This is a genomic window from Kitasatospora sp. NPDC004799 (genome assembly GCF_040609095.1).
Lineage (GTDB): Bacteria > Actinomycetota > Actinomycetes > Streptomycetales > Streptomycetaceae > Kitasatospora.
This window is the reverse complement of record NZ_JBEXJK010000037.1, coordinates 1-16276: the sequence shown is the minus strand read 5'-3', so window position 1 is coordinate 16276 and position 16276 is coordinate 1. Positions and strand designations below refer to the sequence as shown.

5 protein-coding genes and 2 pseudogenes are annotated in these 16276 nt (G+C 73.2%); 2 read left to right on the top strand and 5 right to left on the bottom strand.

The features are described from left to right. Nucleotides 1-26 precede the first annotated feature (26 nt). From ABZW03_RS07880 to pulA, 3 genes are all read right to left on the bottom strand, one after another. A complete protein-coding gene (locus ABZW03_RS07880; RefSeq protein WP_355253734.1) occupies nt 27-1772 on the bottom strand; it encodes a carbohydrate-binding module family 20 domain-containing protein in 1746 nt (581 codons plus the stop codon). Nucleotides 1773-2135: 363 nt separating this feature from the next. After that, nucleotides 2136-4469, bottom strand: coding sequence for a M4 family metallopeptidase (locus ABZW03_RS07875; RefSeq protein ID WP_355253694.1), 2334 nt, complete (start codon nt 4467-4469; stop codon nt 2136-2138). Nucleotides 4470-5098: 629 nt separating this feature from the next. After that, nucleotides 5099-10651, bottom strand: a complete 5553-nt coding sequence (pulA, locus tag ABZW03_RS07870) for a pullulanase-type alpha-1,6-glucosidase (RefSeq protein ID WP_355253692.1) — start codon at nt 10649-10651, stop codon at nt 5099-5101. 327 nt (nt 10652-10978) lie between these two features. Here pulA and ABZW03_RS07865 point away from each other — a divergent pair, with 327 nt between their 5' ends. After that, nucleotides 10979-11947, top strand: coding sequence for a phosphatase PAP2 family protein (locus ABZW03_RS07865; RefSeq protein WP_355253690.1), 969 nt, complete (start codon nt 10979-10981; stop codon nt 11945-11947). A 145-nt stretch (nt 11948-12092) separates the two neighbouring features. On the opposite strand, the gene ABZW03_RS07860 is transcribed toward ABZW03_RS07865, so the two are convergent. Then, complete coding sequence (locus ABZW03_RS07860; protein ID WP_355253688.1) at nt 12093-15143, bottom strand: bifunctional [glutamine synthetase] adenylyltransferase/[glutamine synthetase]-adenylyl-L-tyrosine phosphorylase; 3051 nt, start codon at nt 15141-15143, stop codon at nt 12093-12095. A 167-nt stretch (nt 15144-15310) separates the two neighbouring features. Between ABZW03_RS07860 and ABZW03_RS07855 the strand changes: the two are divergent. Further along, nucleotides 15311-16129, top strand: a pseudogene (locus ABZW03_RS07855) (acyltransferase); the annotation flags it as partial. Nucleotides 16130-16182: 53 nt separating this feature from the next. On the opposite strand, the pseudogene ABZW03_RS07850 reads toward ABZW03_RS07855, so the two are convergent. Then, nucleotides 16183-16276 (bottom strand): annotated as a pseudogene (locus tag ABZW03_RS07850) (DUF4910 domain-containing protein); the annotation flags it as partial.

Here is a 16276-nt window from a genome sequence, read left to right as displayed (position 1 = left end):
GGCGGGGATCGGGAGGACCCCGCGGCTCACGGCCGCCAGGTGTCGTTCAGCGTGACCGTCCCGCCCGAGGGCACCGTCGCCGTCCGGTTGGCGCCGGACTCCCAGGTCACCGCGCCGCTCGCGTCCTTGCGCACGTACTTGTACTGGAAGGACGTGCCGGCCGGCAGCGACAGCGCCAGCGACCAGACCGGGTAGCCGGCCGAGGAGAGCGGCAGCGCCTTCGCCGCGTCCCAGCCGCCGAGCGCGGCCGCGTCGCCGACCACGTAGACGTCCTGCCCGTACGAGGTGGTGGCGTTGACGTTGAACGAGGCGCCGGAGACGCTCGTGCCGGACGGGACGTACAGCGCGACCGCGTCGCCCGCGCCCACCGTCGCGGTGAACTGCCCGTTGGCGCCCACCTGGTACGTCGGGCCGGTGCAGCCGCCGCCCGGCTGCGGGTCGCCGTGCTGGACGTCGCAGTAGGTGCCGGCCGGCAGCCCGGTCTGGAAGGTCCGGGTGATCGCGCCGCCCTCGTGGTTGATCGCCACGTAGCCCTTGGTGCCGCGGCCGAAGGCGATCGCGTTGCCGCCGTTGGACCACCAGTCGGTCACCCCGGTGCCCGCCACCGCGTTGCGGAAGCCGACCATGTTGGCGACCTGCCGCCAGGCGTGGGTGCAGTTCCAGCCGTCCTGGTAGCAGGCGTTGACGGTGCCGCCGTTCGGCGGGCCGTCGTCCTTGTTGGTGAAGGAGTAGCCGGAGTAGACGTTGGGGGCGCCGTACGGCGAGGCCAGCAGGAAGACGTTGGCCAGCGTGTAGGTGTTGCCGTAGGTGTAGTTGAGGGTGGAGCCGTTGCGCTCGGTGTCCCAGTTGTCGACGAAGCTGCGCGCCTGGCCGCTCGGCAGGTAGCCCCAGGAGGCGCCCCAGCCGTTGAGGTCGGCGAGCTTGCCGGTGGTGAACGTCCGCTTGAGGTCGGTGCCGACCCGGAACTCGTCCACGTCGCCGGTGCCGGTGTACTCGGTGGGCTGGACCGGCTCGCCGGCGCCGTAGATGGCCTCCTGGACCCAGTAGGCCTGGGGGTTGGCCATCCTGGCCTTGATCGCGGCGAGGTCGGCGGCGGCGATGTGCTTGGCGGCGTCGATCCGGTAGCCGTCGACGCCGAGCGAGGCGAGGTCGTCCAGGTAGCGCGCGATGGTGGTCTGGACGTACGCGCTGCCGGTGTTCAGGTCCGCGAGGTCGACCAGTTCGCAGTTCTGCACGTTGGCGCGGTCCTGGTAGTTGCTGATCGCCTGGCGGCAGGAGTGGAAGTCCTGGTCCTGGTAGGTGCCCGGGTAGTTGTACTTGGTGTACGCGGTGCCGCCGGTGCCGGTGCCGGAGCCCGCCGACATGTGGTTGACCACCGCGTCGGCGATCACCTTGACCCCGGCCGCGTGGCAGGTGGCGACCATGTTCTTGAAGGACGTGCGGTCGCCGAGCCGCCCGGCGATCTTGTAGCCGACGGGCTGGTAGGAGGTCCACCACTGGGGGCCCTGGATGTGCTCCTGGGGCGGCGAGACCTCGACGAAGCCGTAGCCCTTGGGGCCGAGGGTGGTGGTGCAGGCCTGGGCGACGGAGTCGAAGCGCCACTCGAAGAGGGTGGCGGTGACGTCCTTGCCGCTGTTCGCGGGCGGGGCGGCCTGGGCGGCCGGGGCGCCGAGGGAAGTGCCGAGCGAGAGCGCGAGCGCCGCCGATACGGCGAGCGCGCCGGCCGCACGGGCGGGCCTGGGGGTCCCCCCGGCCGAAGGCCGGGGGCGGATGGGGGCGGTGGTGACCACGTCGTCTCCTGGGGGTGGCTGGGTGGGGGCAGCCGAAGCGGTGAAGCCTGCAGGAAGTTTCTGTAACTTGCCGGAAACTTGCAGCGACGAACCTAGAGGTGCCACCGAGGGCCGTCAAGACTTTGCTCAAGCCCCAGGAGATACGTTTCTGCACCACCCGCCCACACCGCCCACCACGCCGCCCGGGCCGGACGGGCCACCCGGGCCGGACGGCTGGACGGCCGAACGGGCCACCCGGGCCGGACGGCACGACCGGACAGGACGGCACGACAAGGGCCCGGCAGCCGTAGCCACCGGGCCCCTCACCTGTCCTGGTTCACCGGCCCGTCAGGGACCGGTCCGGGCTCAGCCGGTCTGGACGGCGGTGTCGTCGATCACGAAGCTGGTCTGCAGCGAGGCGTCCTCGGTCCCGGAGAACTTCACCGTGACCGTCTGGCCCGCGTAGGCCGACAGGTCGAAGCTGCGCTGCTGGTAGCCGGCCGCGGCGTCCACGTTGGAGTAGGTCTTCAGCGTGGTCCCGTTGACCGAGACGGTCAGCTTGTCGTACACGGTGCTGCCCGACTCGGCGGTGTCGATGTGCAGCCAGAAGCTCAGAGTCGCCTTGCAGCCCGCCGGGATACTCACCGTCTGCGACAGCGAGTCCGAGTGGGTGCTGCCGTAGCCGTTCAGCCACGCCTTCCACGAACCGCCGTGCGCCGCCTGCGAGGCACTGTTGTCCACCACGCCGGAGGACGCCGTCCACGGCGTGGCCGTGCCCGACTCGAAGCCCTCGTTGCCCAGCAGCTGCGCCGGCGTGCAGCCGCCGCCACCCGTGGACACCGTCCAGGTGAAGCTGGTGGTTCCGGTCTTGCCGGCCGAGTCCTTCGCCGTGACGGTCACGTTGTAGGTGCCCGCGGTGGACGCGGTCCCGCTGATCACGCCGGTGGAGGAGTTGATCGACAGACCGGTCGGCAGGCCGGTGGCCGAGTAGGACAGCGGGGCGGTGCCACCGGTGGCCTTGATCGCCAGGTTGACCGCGCCGCCGACGGCGGTGGACTGGTTGCCCGGGTTGGTGACGGTGACGCCGCTCGGGTTGGGCGCCGTGCCGACGTTGACGCCCGCCCAGGCGGTGCCGACCGCGATCACCTCGGCGCTGCCGGCGCCGTACAGGTCGGTGGCCGCCTTCTCCGTCGCGGTGCGCGCCGCGGCGTAGTTGGTGTTGGAGGTCATGTAGGTGGTCAGGGCCTTGTACCAGACGGCCGCGGCCTTGTCCCGGCCGATGCCGGTGACCGTGATGTTGCCCTGGGTCGGCGAGTCGTAGCTGACGCCGTTGATCACCTTCGCGCCGCTGCCCTCGGCCAGCAGGTAGAAGAAGTGGTTGGCGACACCGGACGAGTAGTGGACGTCCTTGTTGCCGACGCCCGAGTACCAGTAGTCCGCCGAGGCGCCGTCCTTGGAGGGCTTGTCCATGTAGCGCAGCGGGGTGCCGTTCCCGTTGATGTCGATCAACTCACCGATCAGGTAGTCGGGGTTGTCGCTCGGGATGTTGGCGGAGAACTCGACCATCGAGCCGAAGATGTCCGAGGTGGCCTCGTTGAGGCCGCCGGACTCGCCCGAGTAGGTCAGGTTCGCGGTGGCCGAGGTGACGCCGTGGCTCATCTCGTGGCCCGCGACGTCCAACTCGGTCAGCGGCGCGGTGTTGTTGGCGCCGTCGCCGTAGGTCATGCAGAAGCAGGAGTCGTCCCAGAACGCGTTCACGTAGTTGTTGCCGTAGTGGACGCGGCTGTAGGCGCCGACACCGTCGTTGCGGATGCCGTTGCGGCCGAAGGTGTTCTTGTAGTAATCCCAGGTGGACGCGACGCCGAAGTGGGCGTCGACCGCGGCGGACTCGCCGTTGTTGACGGTGCCGTCGCCCCAGCTGTCCGTGGACTTGCTGTACAGGGTGCCGGAACCCGAGGTCCCGTGGTTCAGGTTGGTGGTGTACCCGTTGCCGCGGGCGGCGTCCTTCAGCTGGAAGTTCGACCCGGACTGGGTCGTGCCGATGGTGACGCTGCCGACGAAGACGCCCTTGCCGGAGCCGGTCTCGATGCCGTCCCACTGCTGGATGACCTGGCCGCTGGTGGCGTCGGTGACGACGTGCATCTTGCTCGGGGTGCCGTCGGCCTTGGTGGAGGCGACGACGGTCTCCCAGGCGAGCCGCGGGTTGTTGTCGGCGGCCCAGACGACCAGGCGCGGCGCGGTCTCGACCGCGGTGCCCTGCTCGGCGGCGAGCGCGGCGCTCTGCGCGGCCGGCGCGGCCAGCTTCGGCGTGGTGCTCACGCCGCCCAGCGGGGCGGTACTGGCCCGGTCGACGCTCTTGGTCGCACCGGTGGGCGCCTGGTGCACCACCAGGTCCCCACCCAGGACGGGCAGTCCGTTGAGGGTGCGCTCGTACCGCAGGTGGCGGGTGCCGTCCGCGTCCTGGATGACGTCCTTGGTGACCAGCTTCTCCTCGCCGCTCAGGCCCAGGCTCTGGGCGAGGGAGGCGGTCTGCTGGTTCGCGGAGGAGATCAGCTGGGCGCGGCTCGCCTGCTGGGCCGCGACGGCGGCCGGCGCGTCCGGCGTGGCCGCCTGGGCGATCACCGGTATGCCGGTGACCAGCAGCGCGGTGGAGGCGGCCATGACAACCGCCGCCTTCCGGGCGTGAGCGTAACGGGACATGCGGACTCCTTTTCCGACCGGCGCTGGGTCGCGCACGGTGGAGAGAAAACCTGGGCCGCGGTTGCGGCGCAGTGGGGGCCCCCGCCGGGTACGACGGGAGTGCGGATGCGGTGCTCACAACTCGTTGCAGGGTCGGGACGCGCTGCACCTGAACTGGACCAGCTGCACCGGGGGGTGGGGCCCCCTCGTCTACAGCCGGAGGAATCGTGGCAGCAAACGAGCCGTTAATGACAGATGCATGCCACTGATTGGCCGATTAATTACCGAAACCGTATGCAGGTCGGTCCGTCAGTTGTGTTACCCCACGACGAACTCGTGAACACGGTTTTCATGCCCCGGGCAAAGTTCGATCACTACCGGCGGTCGGTGACCAGCACTCAGGGCGGCTCCCGGCCGCGGCGGGTGGCCCGCAGCGCCCGACGGGCCCGGCACGTCACAGTTCCGGCCGTGCCACCGGAGCTTTCCGGCCATTGTCCGTCCGGAACGGAACCGGCCCGTCCCCCGGGCCGAGCCCGAACCCCAGGCCGAGCCCGAACCCCCCGGCCGAGCCCGAGCCCCCGCCGGACGGAGCCGGGCCCCGCACCACCTGAACAGTGGTACGGGGCCCGGGAGTTGTCGGGGTGTACGAATCAGTGCTGGACGAACACCGCCACGGTGCGGCCCGGCACGGTGAAGGTGCCCGTCCCGGCGTCGAAGCCGGACCGCTGGACCACCCGGTCCGCCCCGCCCGCCTGGACGGGGTGCAGGACCTGGCCGGTGCCCTTCAGCGCCGGCACGGTCTGCGCCTGCGCCGTGGGCGTGGCGTTGAAGACCACCGTGATCCCCTTCTCCGCCCCCGGCAGCCCGGTGCCGTCCAGGTGCAGGGTGATCACCCCGGGCGTCTCACCGGCGGTACCGGAGAGCGGGTAGGAGAGCCGCTGCTGGACGGCCGCCAGGGTGGGCAGCGAGAACAGCGGCGAGGACCGCTTGATCCGCAGGAACTCCTGGTACTGCGCGGAGGTCGCCCGGATGTCGGCCGCACCCACCGTCAGCCGGGGGTCGGCCAGCAGCGAGCGGGCGGCCGGCCACTGCCCCTGGTTGTCCTTCGCCGTCGGCAGGCCGCGGCCCCAGCCGTTGCCGTCCGCGGCGTCCCAGTGGATCGCGTTGAACCAGTCCCCCGAGTCGTAGGAGTTGGAGTCGAGCGACTTGGAGCGCAGCAGGTCGCTGCCCGCCTGGGCGAAGCCCGCGCCCTGGGTGAGCGTGGTCAGCGAGAGCCCGAGCGCCTGCATCCGGGCCCGGTCGGCGGGCGCGGTGCCGGTCGGCAGCTTGTACGCGAGCGCGTCGAAGAGGTCGGTGTTGTCATGGGCGTCCACGTACTCCACCGCCTCGCCCGGCGCGGCCGCGTACCCCGTCGGGGCGCCGTTGTAGTCGACCTGCGCGCCGGTGACGGGCTTGCCGGAGCTGTCGGTGAAGGAGTAGCCGGCCAGGTTGCCGGTCAGCCCGACCTTCAGCTGGTCCATCTGGTGCAGCAGCCGGGCCTTCTGCTCCTCCGGAGTGCCGTTCGCGGCCGAGCCGTTCGGGTCGCTGTACAGGCCCGAGGCGAAGCCCTGCTGCGGGGCGGAGTCGAGCATGAAGTTGCCGCCGCGGGCGGCGTCCCGGATCCGGTCGTCGAAGGTGGCGATGCCGGTGCCGGCCATGTTGGCCTGGGTGGCCTGCTCGAACCGGGCGTCGTTCGCGACCACGCCGAAGTTCCAGCCCTCGCCGTACAGGAGGACGTTCCTCCCGTCCACGCCGTCCGAGTCCGGCGTCATCCTCCGCAGCGCGGACTGCACGTCCAGCATGGTGGACTTCGGGTCCAGGCCCATCAGGTCGAAGCGGAAGCCGTCCACCTTGTACTCGCGCGCCCACAGCGTCACCGAGTCGACCACCAGCCGGTTCATCATGGCGTGCTCGGGCGCCGTGTCGGCGCAGCAACTGTCCGCCGTCACCTTGCCGTTGGCGTCCAGCCGCTGGTAGTAGCCGGGAACCACCCGGTCCAGCACCGAGTGCTCGGCCTGGCCACTGGCGGCGGTGTGGTTGTAGACCACGTCGAGCACCACCCGCAGCCCGGCCGCGTGCATCGCCTGCACCATCCGCCGGAACTGCACGGTCCGGGCCGCCCCTCCCCCGGCCTCCGGCCCGGAGGTGCCCCCAGGGTCCGTCACGGCGGCATAAGAGCCCTCCGGCACGTTGTAGTGCAGCGGGTCGTAGCCCCAGTTGTACGCGTCCTCGGCGGCCACGGCCGCCACGCACTCCTGCTGCGCCGGGCCGTCCTTCGGCAGCGCCTTGAGGTCGCAGGCCGGCAGCTTCTGGTCCGCCCGGTTCTCCCGGACGGTGGCGATGTCGAAGGTCGGCAGCAGGTGCACCGTGGTCACCCCGGCCGCCGCGAGCTCCCGCAGGTGCTTCATCCCGGCCGAGTCGGACTCGGTGAACGCCAGGTAGGTGCCGCGCTCGGCGGCCGGGACGGTGGGGTCCTCGACCGAGAAGTCCCGGACGTGCAGCTCCTGGATCTGCTGCTGCCCCGCCGGGACGGCCTGCGGGCGGGCGTGGTCGTCCCAGCCCGCGGGCTTGAGCTCCTTGGCGTCGAGGTCGGCGACCAGGCTGCGCCGGGAGTCGGTGGACAGCGCCACCGAGTACGGGTCGGTGACGGTGTTGACCACCACCTGCTGCACCGAGGGCGCCCAGACCTTCACCTGGTACAGGTAGTACTTGCCGTCCAACTCGCCCTTGTCTCGGACGACTTCCCACACCCCGGTCTCGTCGTCCAGGGTCAGCGGCAGCGTCCTGGGGGTGCCCCCGGTGGCGGCGTCGAAGACCTGGACGGAGACCTCCTGCGCGGTCGGCGCCCAGAGCGACAGCGCCACCTTGCCGTTGTAGTGGGCCGGTCCGAAGTCCACCCGGCCGGTCCGCCCGGCGTACAGGTCGTCCAGCACGCCGGGGACCTGCACCCCGGTGGCGGCCAGCACGGCGCCGCTGGGCAGGTGTTCGGTGAACAGCAGCTGGGCGCGCAGCGCGGCCGGGACGCGGGCGGCGTCCCGGGCGTCCACGGTGAAGGCCCGGTAGCCCGTCAGGTGCGGGTACTTCGCCTTCTGCGCGTCGGTCAGCCCGCCCTTGACCGGGGCGAGCCGCAGCCACCGGCCGGGCTTGGTCAGCGCGCCCTTGTCGGCCTTGATGCCGCCCGCCGGGTCGTAGACCAGCTGGGCGCTGGTGCCGCCGGCCAGGGCGTCGTCGCCCGCGCCGTAGTTCGCCGGGACGACGACGGTCCGCGCGTCGATCCACTGGGCCTTGGCGCCGGTGAGGTCGATCTGCGAGGAGGCGGCCGGGCTCTGCGGCAGCAGGTAGCCCTCGCGGCCGCCGAGGATCCAGACCTCCTTGCCGTTGACGGCGAAGTCCAGTGACTGGTCGGTGGGCAGGTCCTTGTCGTTGCCCTTGTGCAGGATGTAGCTGAGGCTGGTCGCGCCGGGGGCCAGCGGCACCTCGAAGACGGCGCCGAAGGCGTCGCGGCGCACCGGCGTCAGCGGCTTGCCCCAGTCGGTCGGGGTGGCGGCGCCGGTCCAGTCGTGCAGGCCCCAGCCGTCGTAGTCGCCGTCGGCCCGGTTGTAGTGGAGGACGGCGGTGTTCGCGGGCCGGCTGTTCGGCGGCCCCGGGTCGGCGGTGCGGACGGCCGGGTCGCCCTGCTTCAGCCAGACCTCGCCGGTGCTGCCGACGTCCAGGTGCCGGTCGGCGTCGACGTCCTTGACGCCGTCCTTCTCCACGATGAACCCGACGTCCGAGGCGCCCGGCTTCAGCCGCACGTACGCGAAGGCGCCGTACGCGTCCCGCCCGGTGAAGGCGTGCCCGGCGGGCCACGGGGTGGCCTCGCCGTCGGCGAGGTCGCCCCAGGCGTAGAGGTTCCAGCCGTCGTAGTCGCCGTCCGGCCGGTTGTAGTGGACGACGGCGTACGGGCGGGAGCCGGCCGTGGGCGCGGGCTTCGGCGCGGGGGCGCCGGTGGTGAAGCTCGCGGTGGCCGAGCGCAGGTGGCCGCTGGAGTCCCGCACGACGGCCTTGTAGCGGACCACCGTGCCGGGGGCGACGGCGCCCAGGTCCTGGGTGACGGCGTACTTCCCGGTGTCGGCCGTCCCCAGAGTCTGCCAGGGGCCGTTGCCGATCTGGGCGGCGAAGCTCACCCGGTCGAAGCCGCCGCCGTCGACGTCGGCACCGACCGTGACCAGCCCGGTGGAGCCGTCCGCGGGCGGCCGCACCGAGAGCCGCGGCGCCGTGCCGACGGGCGCGAGCGCGCCGCCCGCCTTGAAGACGACCGAGGACAGCGCCGGGACGGTGACGGTCACCTTGCGGTCGGCGCCGCTGGTGAGCCGCGGACCGGCCGCCGGGTAGATCCGGTCGAAGCCCATCCCGGCCGAGAAGGTGTCCAGGGTGACGGTCTTCGCCTCGGCGGCGTTGTTGACCGCCACCAGGTACTCGACCTGCTGCCCGGCGTCGATCCGGGAGAAGGCGTAGACGCCCGCGCCGTCGGCGGCGTACCGCTCGATCTGGGCGCCGTCGGCGAGCGCCGGGTTCTCGCGGCGCAGCTCGGCCAGCCCGGCGAGGCCCCGGTAGAGCTCGCCGCCCTGCCCGTACCGGTCGGCCGGGCCGGCGGCGCCGCCGAGCACCCGGTCGGCGTTGTAGGAGGGCGTCTTCGAGGCGAACAGGTCCTGCCGGGCGTCCTTGTCGCCGCCCGCGCCGGTGAAGCCCTGCTCGTCGCCGTAGTAGACGACGGGCTGGCCGCGGGTGAGGAACTGCAGCTCGCTGCCGAGCCGGTCCTTCCTCAGCAGCGTCGCCTCGTCGGCGCCCGGGTTGTCGGCGAGCAGGAAGGAGCCGAAGCGGCCCATGTCGTGGTTGCCGAGGAAGGTCGGCAACTCGTACGCGTCGGTGTCGGCGCTGGTGTAGCGGTAGTCCTGGGCGTAGACGTCGGCGAGGGCGCGCGCCGAGCCGCCCTGGGAGACGTAGGAGCGGGCGGCGCCCTGGAACGGGAAGTCCAGGGTGGCCTGGAGCCTGCCCTTGGTGACGTACGGCGAGGTGACCGCCGGGTCCCCGGAGTAGACCTCGCCGAACATGAAGAACTTCCGGTTGCCCTGCTTGGCGGCGAAGTCCTTGAGCGCGGGGGCCCACTGCTGCCAGAACGCCATGTTGACGTGCTTGACGGTGTCGATCCGGAAGCCGTCCACGCCGGCGTCCTTGACCCACTGCTGGTAGACCTTCTCGAAGCCCTTCACCACCTTGGGGTTCTGGGTGTCGAGGTCGTCCAGGCCGCTGAAGTCGCCCTCGGTGGCGGACTCGCCGGCGAAGGTCGAGTCGCCCCGGTTGTGGTACAGCGCCGGGTCGTTGAGCCAGGACGGGGTCTTGGCCCCGGCGTCGGCCGGGGTGCGGAAGACCGGGGTGTAGGGGAAAGAGTCCTTGGTGGTCCGCGGCCAGGGGGCGCCCGCGTCGGCGACGGCGGTCTCGTCCACCGGGTTCCCGTCCGCGTCGAGCGTCGGGTAGGCGCCGGCGGAGCGGTAGCCGTACTGCTTCTCGGCGTAGTCGACGACGTCGGCGGTGTGGTTGGTGATGACGTCGAAGAAGACCTTGATGCCGCGGGCGTGCGCCTTCGCTATCAGCTCCTTGAGCTGCTCGTTGGTGCCGAAGTGCGGGTCGACCTGGGTGAAGTCGGTGATCCAGTAGCCGTGGTAGCCGGCCGAGGCGTCGGCCCCGCTGCCCTGCACCGGCTTGTTCCGGAAGATCGGCGCCATCCAGATCGCGGTGGTGCCCATGCCCTGGATGTAGTCGAGCCGCTGGATCAGCCCGGCCAGGTCGCCGCCGTGGTAGAAGCCCTTGTCGGCGGGGTCGAAGCCGTTCTCCAGCCGCCCGCCCGTGATGCCGCCCGTGTCGTTGGCGGGGTCTCCGTTGGCGAAGCGGTCGGGCAGGACGAAGTAGAACTGCTCGCGGGTGAGGTCGTGCCGCCCGGCGGTGGCCGCCAGCGCGGCGTCCGAGGGCGGGGCCGGCGGGGCGGCGGCGAGGGCCGCGGGGGCGCCGCCGAGGGTGGCGGCGGTCAGTGCGGCGGCCAGCAGGACGGCCGTGCGGCCGGGTGGTCTGCGGCGGCCCGTGGTTCGAACGGTGCTCCGTCGGGGGCGGAGCGGGGCATCGGCCACTGAGGGCTCCCTTAGGGGAAGGGGCGATCGATTTCCCAGGAAGCTAGCGGCCTGCAATATGTTTCAGCAAGATGCAGAAACCGTTTCGTAGCGGGAAATTCCAGGTGGCGGCTGTCCCCGGTCAGCCTCCGGCCACCCCGATTACGCCCTTGGAGCGACGAGCGTGACAATGGGACGTATGTCCGTCCCACCGGTATGCACCCAACCCCCCAGCACCCCCTACCCCGGTGGGCGCCGGCCCCTAGCCCTCAAGGGGGACAGCCGGTGAAGAATCCACTTCCAGAGGATGAGCGGACGGCTACAAGCGGTCTGGCAGACTTGCCGTCCATGGGGGAACCGACCGAGATCCAGCGAGGCGACGCCGGGCGCGCCGACGCGGCCAGCGGTGGCGGTTCCGACGCAGCGAAGGCCGGTCCCGGCCGCCTGTCCGAGGGAACCTCCCGTGCCGCCCAGTCCCGTACCGCCGCCCTGCGCAGCCACATCAGCGCCCAGCGCCGCTCGCCGGCCCGGCCGCGGATCTGGTTCGAGCTGGCCCTGATCGGGATCAGCTACTGGATCTACTCGCTCGTGCGCAACGCGGTTCCCGAACAGGAAGCGATAGCCCAGAAGCACGCGCGCTGGATCTGGGACCTGGAGCAGCACCTCGGCATCGCCGTCGAGCGCTCGGTCAACCACGCCGTGGACGGCGTCGGCTGGCTCATCACCGGGATGAACTACTACTACGCGACGCTGCACTTCGTGATCACGATCGGCGTCCTGGTCTGGCTCTACCGCCGCCACCCCGGGCGCTACGTCGCGGCCCGCTCGGTGCTGTTCGTCACCACCGGGATCGCCCTGGTCGGCTTCTACTTCTTCCCGCTGGCCCCGCCCCGGCTGATGACCGACGGGGGCTTCATCGACACCGTGAAGACCCACGGCACCTGGGGCTCGATGGCCTCCGGGCCCGCCGCGCACGTCTCCAACCAGTACGCGGCGATGCCCTCGATGCACATCGGCTGGTCGATGTGGTGCGGTCTGGCGATCTTCTTCCTGGCCCGGCGGACGTGGGTCAAGGTGCTCGGCCTGCTGTACCCGGCCGCCACCCTGGTGGTCATCGTCTCCACCGCCAACCACTTCTGGATGGACGCCGTCGGCGGCCTGCTCTGCCTGGCGCTGGGCTTCCTCGCCGCCCGCTGGCTGTACCACGAGTGGGTCTACAAGCTGCCCCGGGTGCCCGCCCGGGAGACGGCGGCCGAGCAGCCGATCACCGTCCCGGAGCAGTGGAGCGAGCCCGCGGTCAGCAGCGCGCGCCGCTAGGGTCCGTCTTCAAACTCGCGTCTGCGGGGCGACGCCGGGGCACGCACCTCGGAGGGGCCCCTGGCAAGGGGCCCCTTTCGCGTACCGGTGAGTTTGTGCGCCGCTCGGCCCGGGCCGCCCGCTCTGCGCCGCCCGCCCGTACCGCTCAGCCGACGCCGTAGAACAGCCGGTCCACCACCGCCCGGGCCCGCCGGGTGGTCCGCCGGTAGTCGTCCAGCAGCTCGCCGCTGTGCCCGGAGCCGTACCCGAGGTAGCGGGCCACCCCGGCCAGCTCCCGGGCCTCCCCCGGGAAGCTGTCCCCGGGCCGCCCGCGCACCAGCATCACCGCCGCCCGCACCCGCGAGGCCAGCACCCAGGCCGCGTCCAGCACCTCGGCGTCCTCCGGCTCGACCAGCCCGCCCGCCGCCGCGGCCGCCAGCGCCGCCCTGGTCCGGGTGGTGCGCAGGGCCGGCAGCTCGTGCCCGTGCTGGAGCTGGAGCAGCTGCACCGTCCACTCGACGTCCGCCAGCCCGCCCCGGCCGATCTTGGTGTGGGTGGTCGGGTCCGCCCCGCGCGGCAGCCGCTCGGCCTCGATCCGGGCCTTGATCCGGCGGATCTCCACCAGGTCCCGCTCCGGCACCCCGCCGCCCGGGTAGCGCAGCGGGTCGATCAGCTGCCGGAACCGCGCGCCCAGCTCCTCGTCCCCGGCCACCGGCTCGGCCCGCAGCAGCGCCTGGCTCTCCCAGGCGTGCGACCAGCGCCGGTAGTAGGCCGCGTACGAGGCGAGGGTGCGCACCAGCGGGCCGCTGCGGCCCTCCGGCCGCAGGTCGGCGTCGACCAGCAGCGGCGGCTCGGTGGAGGGCGCGCCCAGCAGGGTGCGCAGCTCGTGGCAGACCGCCTGGGCGGCCCGGGCGGCCTCCTCCTCCAGCGAGCCGAGCAGCGGCTCGTGGACGAAGAGCACGTCCGCGTCCGAGCCGTAGCCCAGTTCGTGGCCGCCGAAGCGGCCCATCGCGATCACCGAGATCCGGGTCGGCAGGTCCCCGTGCTCGGCCTCCCACCCGGCGACGCAGGCGCGCAGCGCGCCGCCCAGGGTGGCGGCGTTGATTGCGGTGAGCGCCTCCCCCGCGGCGTCCAGGGCCTCGCCCGGGTCCTCCCCGAACCGGCCGAGCACGTCCGCGGCGGCGGTGCGGAACAGCTCCCGGCGGCGCACCGAGCGGGCCGCGGCCACGGCCGCGTGGGTGGACCCGGCCCGGCCGACGGCGGCCAGGATCTCGCCCTCCAGCGCGGCCCGGCCGCGCGGTTCCAGGCCCTGCGGGTCGCCCAGCATGGCCACCGCCTCGGGGGCGCGCAGCAGCAGGTCGGGGGCGAGCCGGCCGGCCGACAGCACCCGGGCCAGCTGCTCGGCGGCGGCGCTCTCGTCCCGCAGCAGCCGCAGGTACCAGGGGGTGCGGCCGAGCGCGTCGGAGACCTGGCGGAAGTTGAGCAGCCCGGCGTCCGGGTCGGCGGAGTCGGCGAACCAGCCGAGCAGCACCGGCAGCAGGGTGCGCTGGATCGCGGCCTTGCGGCTCACCCCGGAGGCCAGCGCGCTGATGTGCCGCAGCGCGGCCGCCGGGTCCGCGTAGCCCAGCGCCTCCAGCCGGGCCCGGGCCGCTTCCGGGGTCAACCCGGTGGCACCCGGCGGCAGTTCGGCGACGGCGTCGAGCAGCGGCCGGTAGAACAGCTTCTCGTGCAGCCGCCGGACCTCCATCGCGTGCCGCTTCCACTCGCGCTGCAGCGCGGCCACCGGGTCGGCCCGGGTGTCGTCGTTGATCAGCGCCGCCAGCGAGCGGGCCAGCCGCCGCAGGTCCTCGGCCCCGGTGGGCATCAGGTGGGTGCGGCGCAGCCGGTACAGCTGGATGCGGTGCTCCAGCGAGCGCAGGAAGCGGTACGCGGCGTCCAGCGAGGCGGCGTCCGCCCGGCCCACGTACCCGCCCCGGGAGAGCGCGGCCAGCGCCTCCAGGGTGTTGCCGCTGCGCAGCGCCGGGTCGGTGCGGCCGTGCACCAGCTGGAGCAGCTGCACGGAGAACTCGACGTCGCGCAGCCCGCCGGGGCCGAGCTTGAGCTGGCGGTCCAGCTCGGTGGCCGGGATGGAGTCGACCACCCGGCGGCGCATCTGCTGCACGTCGGCGACGAAGTTCTCCCGGGCGGCGGCCTGCCAGACCATCGGGGCGAGCGCCGCCACGTACGCGGCGCCGAGCTCCGCGTCCCCGGCGACCGGGCGGGCCTTGAGCAGCGCCTGGAACTCCCAGGTCTTGGCCCAGCGCTGGTAGTAGGCGAGGTGGCTGGCCAGGGTGCGCACCAGCGGGCCGTTGCGGCCCTCGGGGCGCAGGTTGGCGTCCACCGGCCAGATGGTGCCCTCGCCGGTGGTGTCCGCGCACAGCCGGGTGAGGGCGGCGGCCAGCCGGGTGGCGGCCCGGACCGCCTCCTGCTCGTCCACGCCCTCGCGCGGCTCGGCGACGAAGACCACGTCCACGTCCGAGACGTAGTTGAGCTCGCGGCCGCCGCACTTGCCCATGCCGATCACCGCGAGCCGGCAGGCCGCGGCGGCCTCCGGGTCCTGCTCGGCGGCGAGGTCCAGGGCGGTCTGGAGGGTGGCGCCGGCCAGGTCGGCGAGTTCGGCGGCGGTCTGCGGGAGGTCGGTGGTTCCGGTGAGGTCGCGGGCGGCGATGGCGAGCAGGCAGCGGCGGTAGGCCACCCGCAGCGCGTTCGCCGGGTCGAGCGCGCCCTCCCGGCCGCCGTCCCGGACACCCTCCCGGACGCCCTCGGCGAGGGCGCGGCGGAAGTCCTCCGGGCCGGGGTGCATGTCGCGCAGTTCGAAGGTGACCAGCACGTGCCAGTCGTGCGGGTGCCGGGCCAGGTGGTCGCCGAGCGCGGTGGAGACGCCGAGCACGCCGAGCAGCCGGTCGCGCAGCGGCTTGGAGGTGGTGAGGGTGTCGCGCAGGGTGTGCCGGTCGGTCTCGTCGGCGGCCTCCAGCAGCCGGGCCAGACCGAGCAGCGCGAGGTCGGGGTCGGCGGTGGCGCCGAGCGCGTCCAGCAGCAGGGGGTCGTCGGCCAGGCCCTCCAGCCCGGGCCCCTCCAACAGCCGCACCGCCCGCGCCGGGTCGGAGAACCCGCGCCGGACCAGCCGGTTCTCCGGCCGGCTGACCCGGCTCCCGGCCCGCTGCTCCTCCACCGCCATCGGCCCCTCCATCCGTCCGTCCCAGCAGGCTACGCGCCTCCGCCACCAGCCGCCGGGCACGACCGACGGGTGGACGGACCGGCCCCGGCCACCGTCGTCGGCGTGACCTCGGCCCCGCCGCGCTCGTTCACCCGGTCGCCGCCCCCGTCCCCTCCCCCGGAGCGCCGATGCCCCCGACCGGCCCCAGCCGCCTGCCCTCGCTCACCGGGCTGCGCTTCTGGGCCGCCCTGCTGGTGGTGCTCTACCACCTGTCCCGCAAGGCCGGCGAGCTCCCGCTGCTCACCCCGCTCACCTGGTACGGCCGTTCGGGCGTGACGTTCTTCTTCGTGCTCTCCGGCTTCGTGCTGGCCTGGACGTACGGGGCCGCGCCGGCGCCGTACGTGCTCTTCGCCCGCCGCCGCTTCGCCCGGATCTGGCCGCTGCACGCGCTGACCACCGGGCTGTCCCTGGGCGCGGACGCGGCGCTCGGCGCGGTGCTGCCGGTGGCGGCCGCGCTCTGGTCGCTGGCGCTGGTGCACCCGTGGGCGCTGCCGACCGTGTACGGCGGCAACCCGGCCTCCTGGTCGCTGGGCGCCGAGGCCTGGTTCTACCTGCTGTTCCCGTGGCTGCTGCGCCTGTTGACCCCGCGCCGGCGCGCCTGGCTGCCGCTCGCCGCCCTCTGCGCCGCGCTCGGCCCGGCCCTGTGGGCGGCCGGCGCCCTGCTGCCCGCCGACCCGGCGGTGCGCGGCTGGCTGCTGGACTACCTGCCGCTGACGAGGACCCCGCAGTTCCTGCTCGGCGTGGTCACCGGACTGGCCGTCCGGCACGGCGTGCTCCCCCGCCCGCGGCTCCTGCGGCCGGGGCTCCTCCCGGCGGCCGCCGCCGTGGTGCTCTGGCACCTGGTGCTGGTCCCCTGGCACGCCGCCGTCCCCGACTCCCTCTGGTACGGCCCGTACAGCGCCTCCCAGCTGCTCCCCGCGCCGCTGTTCGCCGCCCTGCTGGCGGCCGCCGCCCGGCGCGACGCCGCCGGGACGGCCCCCCGGCTGCTGGCGGGCCGCACGGCGATGTACGCCTCCCGGATGTTCCACTCCTGCGGCACCGTCCAGTCGAGCACCCGCGTCCCGGTCGGCACCTCGTGCACCCGGAGCGGGAGG

Excerpts from the sequence above, each read along its gene's own strand:
- ABZW03_RS07860 (WP_355253688.1), bottom strand. The coding sequence starts at position 15,143 with ATGGCGGTGGAGGAGCAGCGGGCCGGGAGCCGGGTCAGCCGGCCGGAG.
- ABZW03_RS07865 (WP_355253690.1), top strand. The coding sequence starts at position 10,979 with ATGGGGGAACCGACCGAGATCCAGCGAGGCGACGCCGGGCGCGCCGAC.
- ABZW03_RS07875 (WP_355253694.1), bottom strand. The coding sequence starts at position 4,469 with ATGTCCCGTTACGCTCACGCCCGGAAGGCGGCGGTTGTCATGGCCGCC.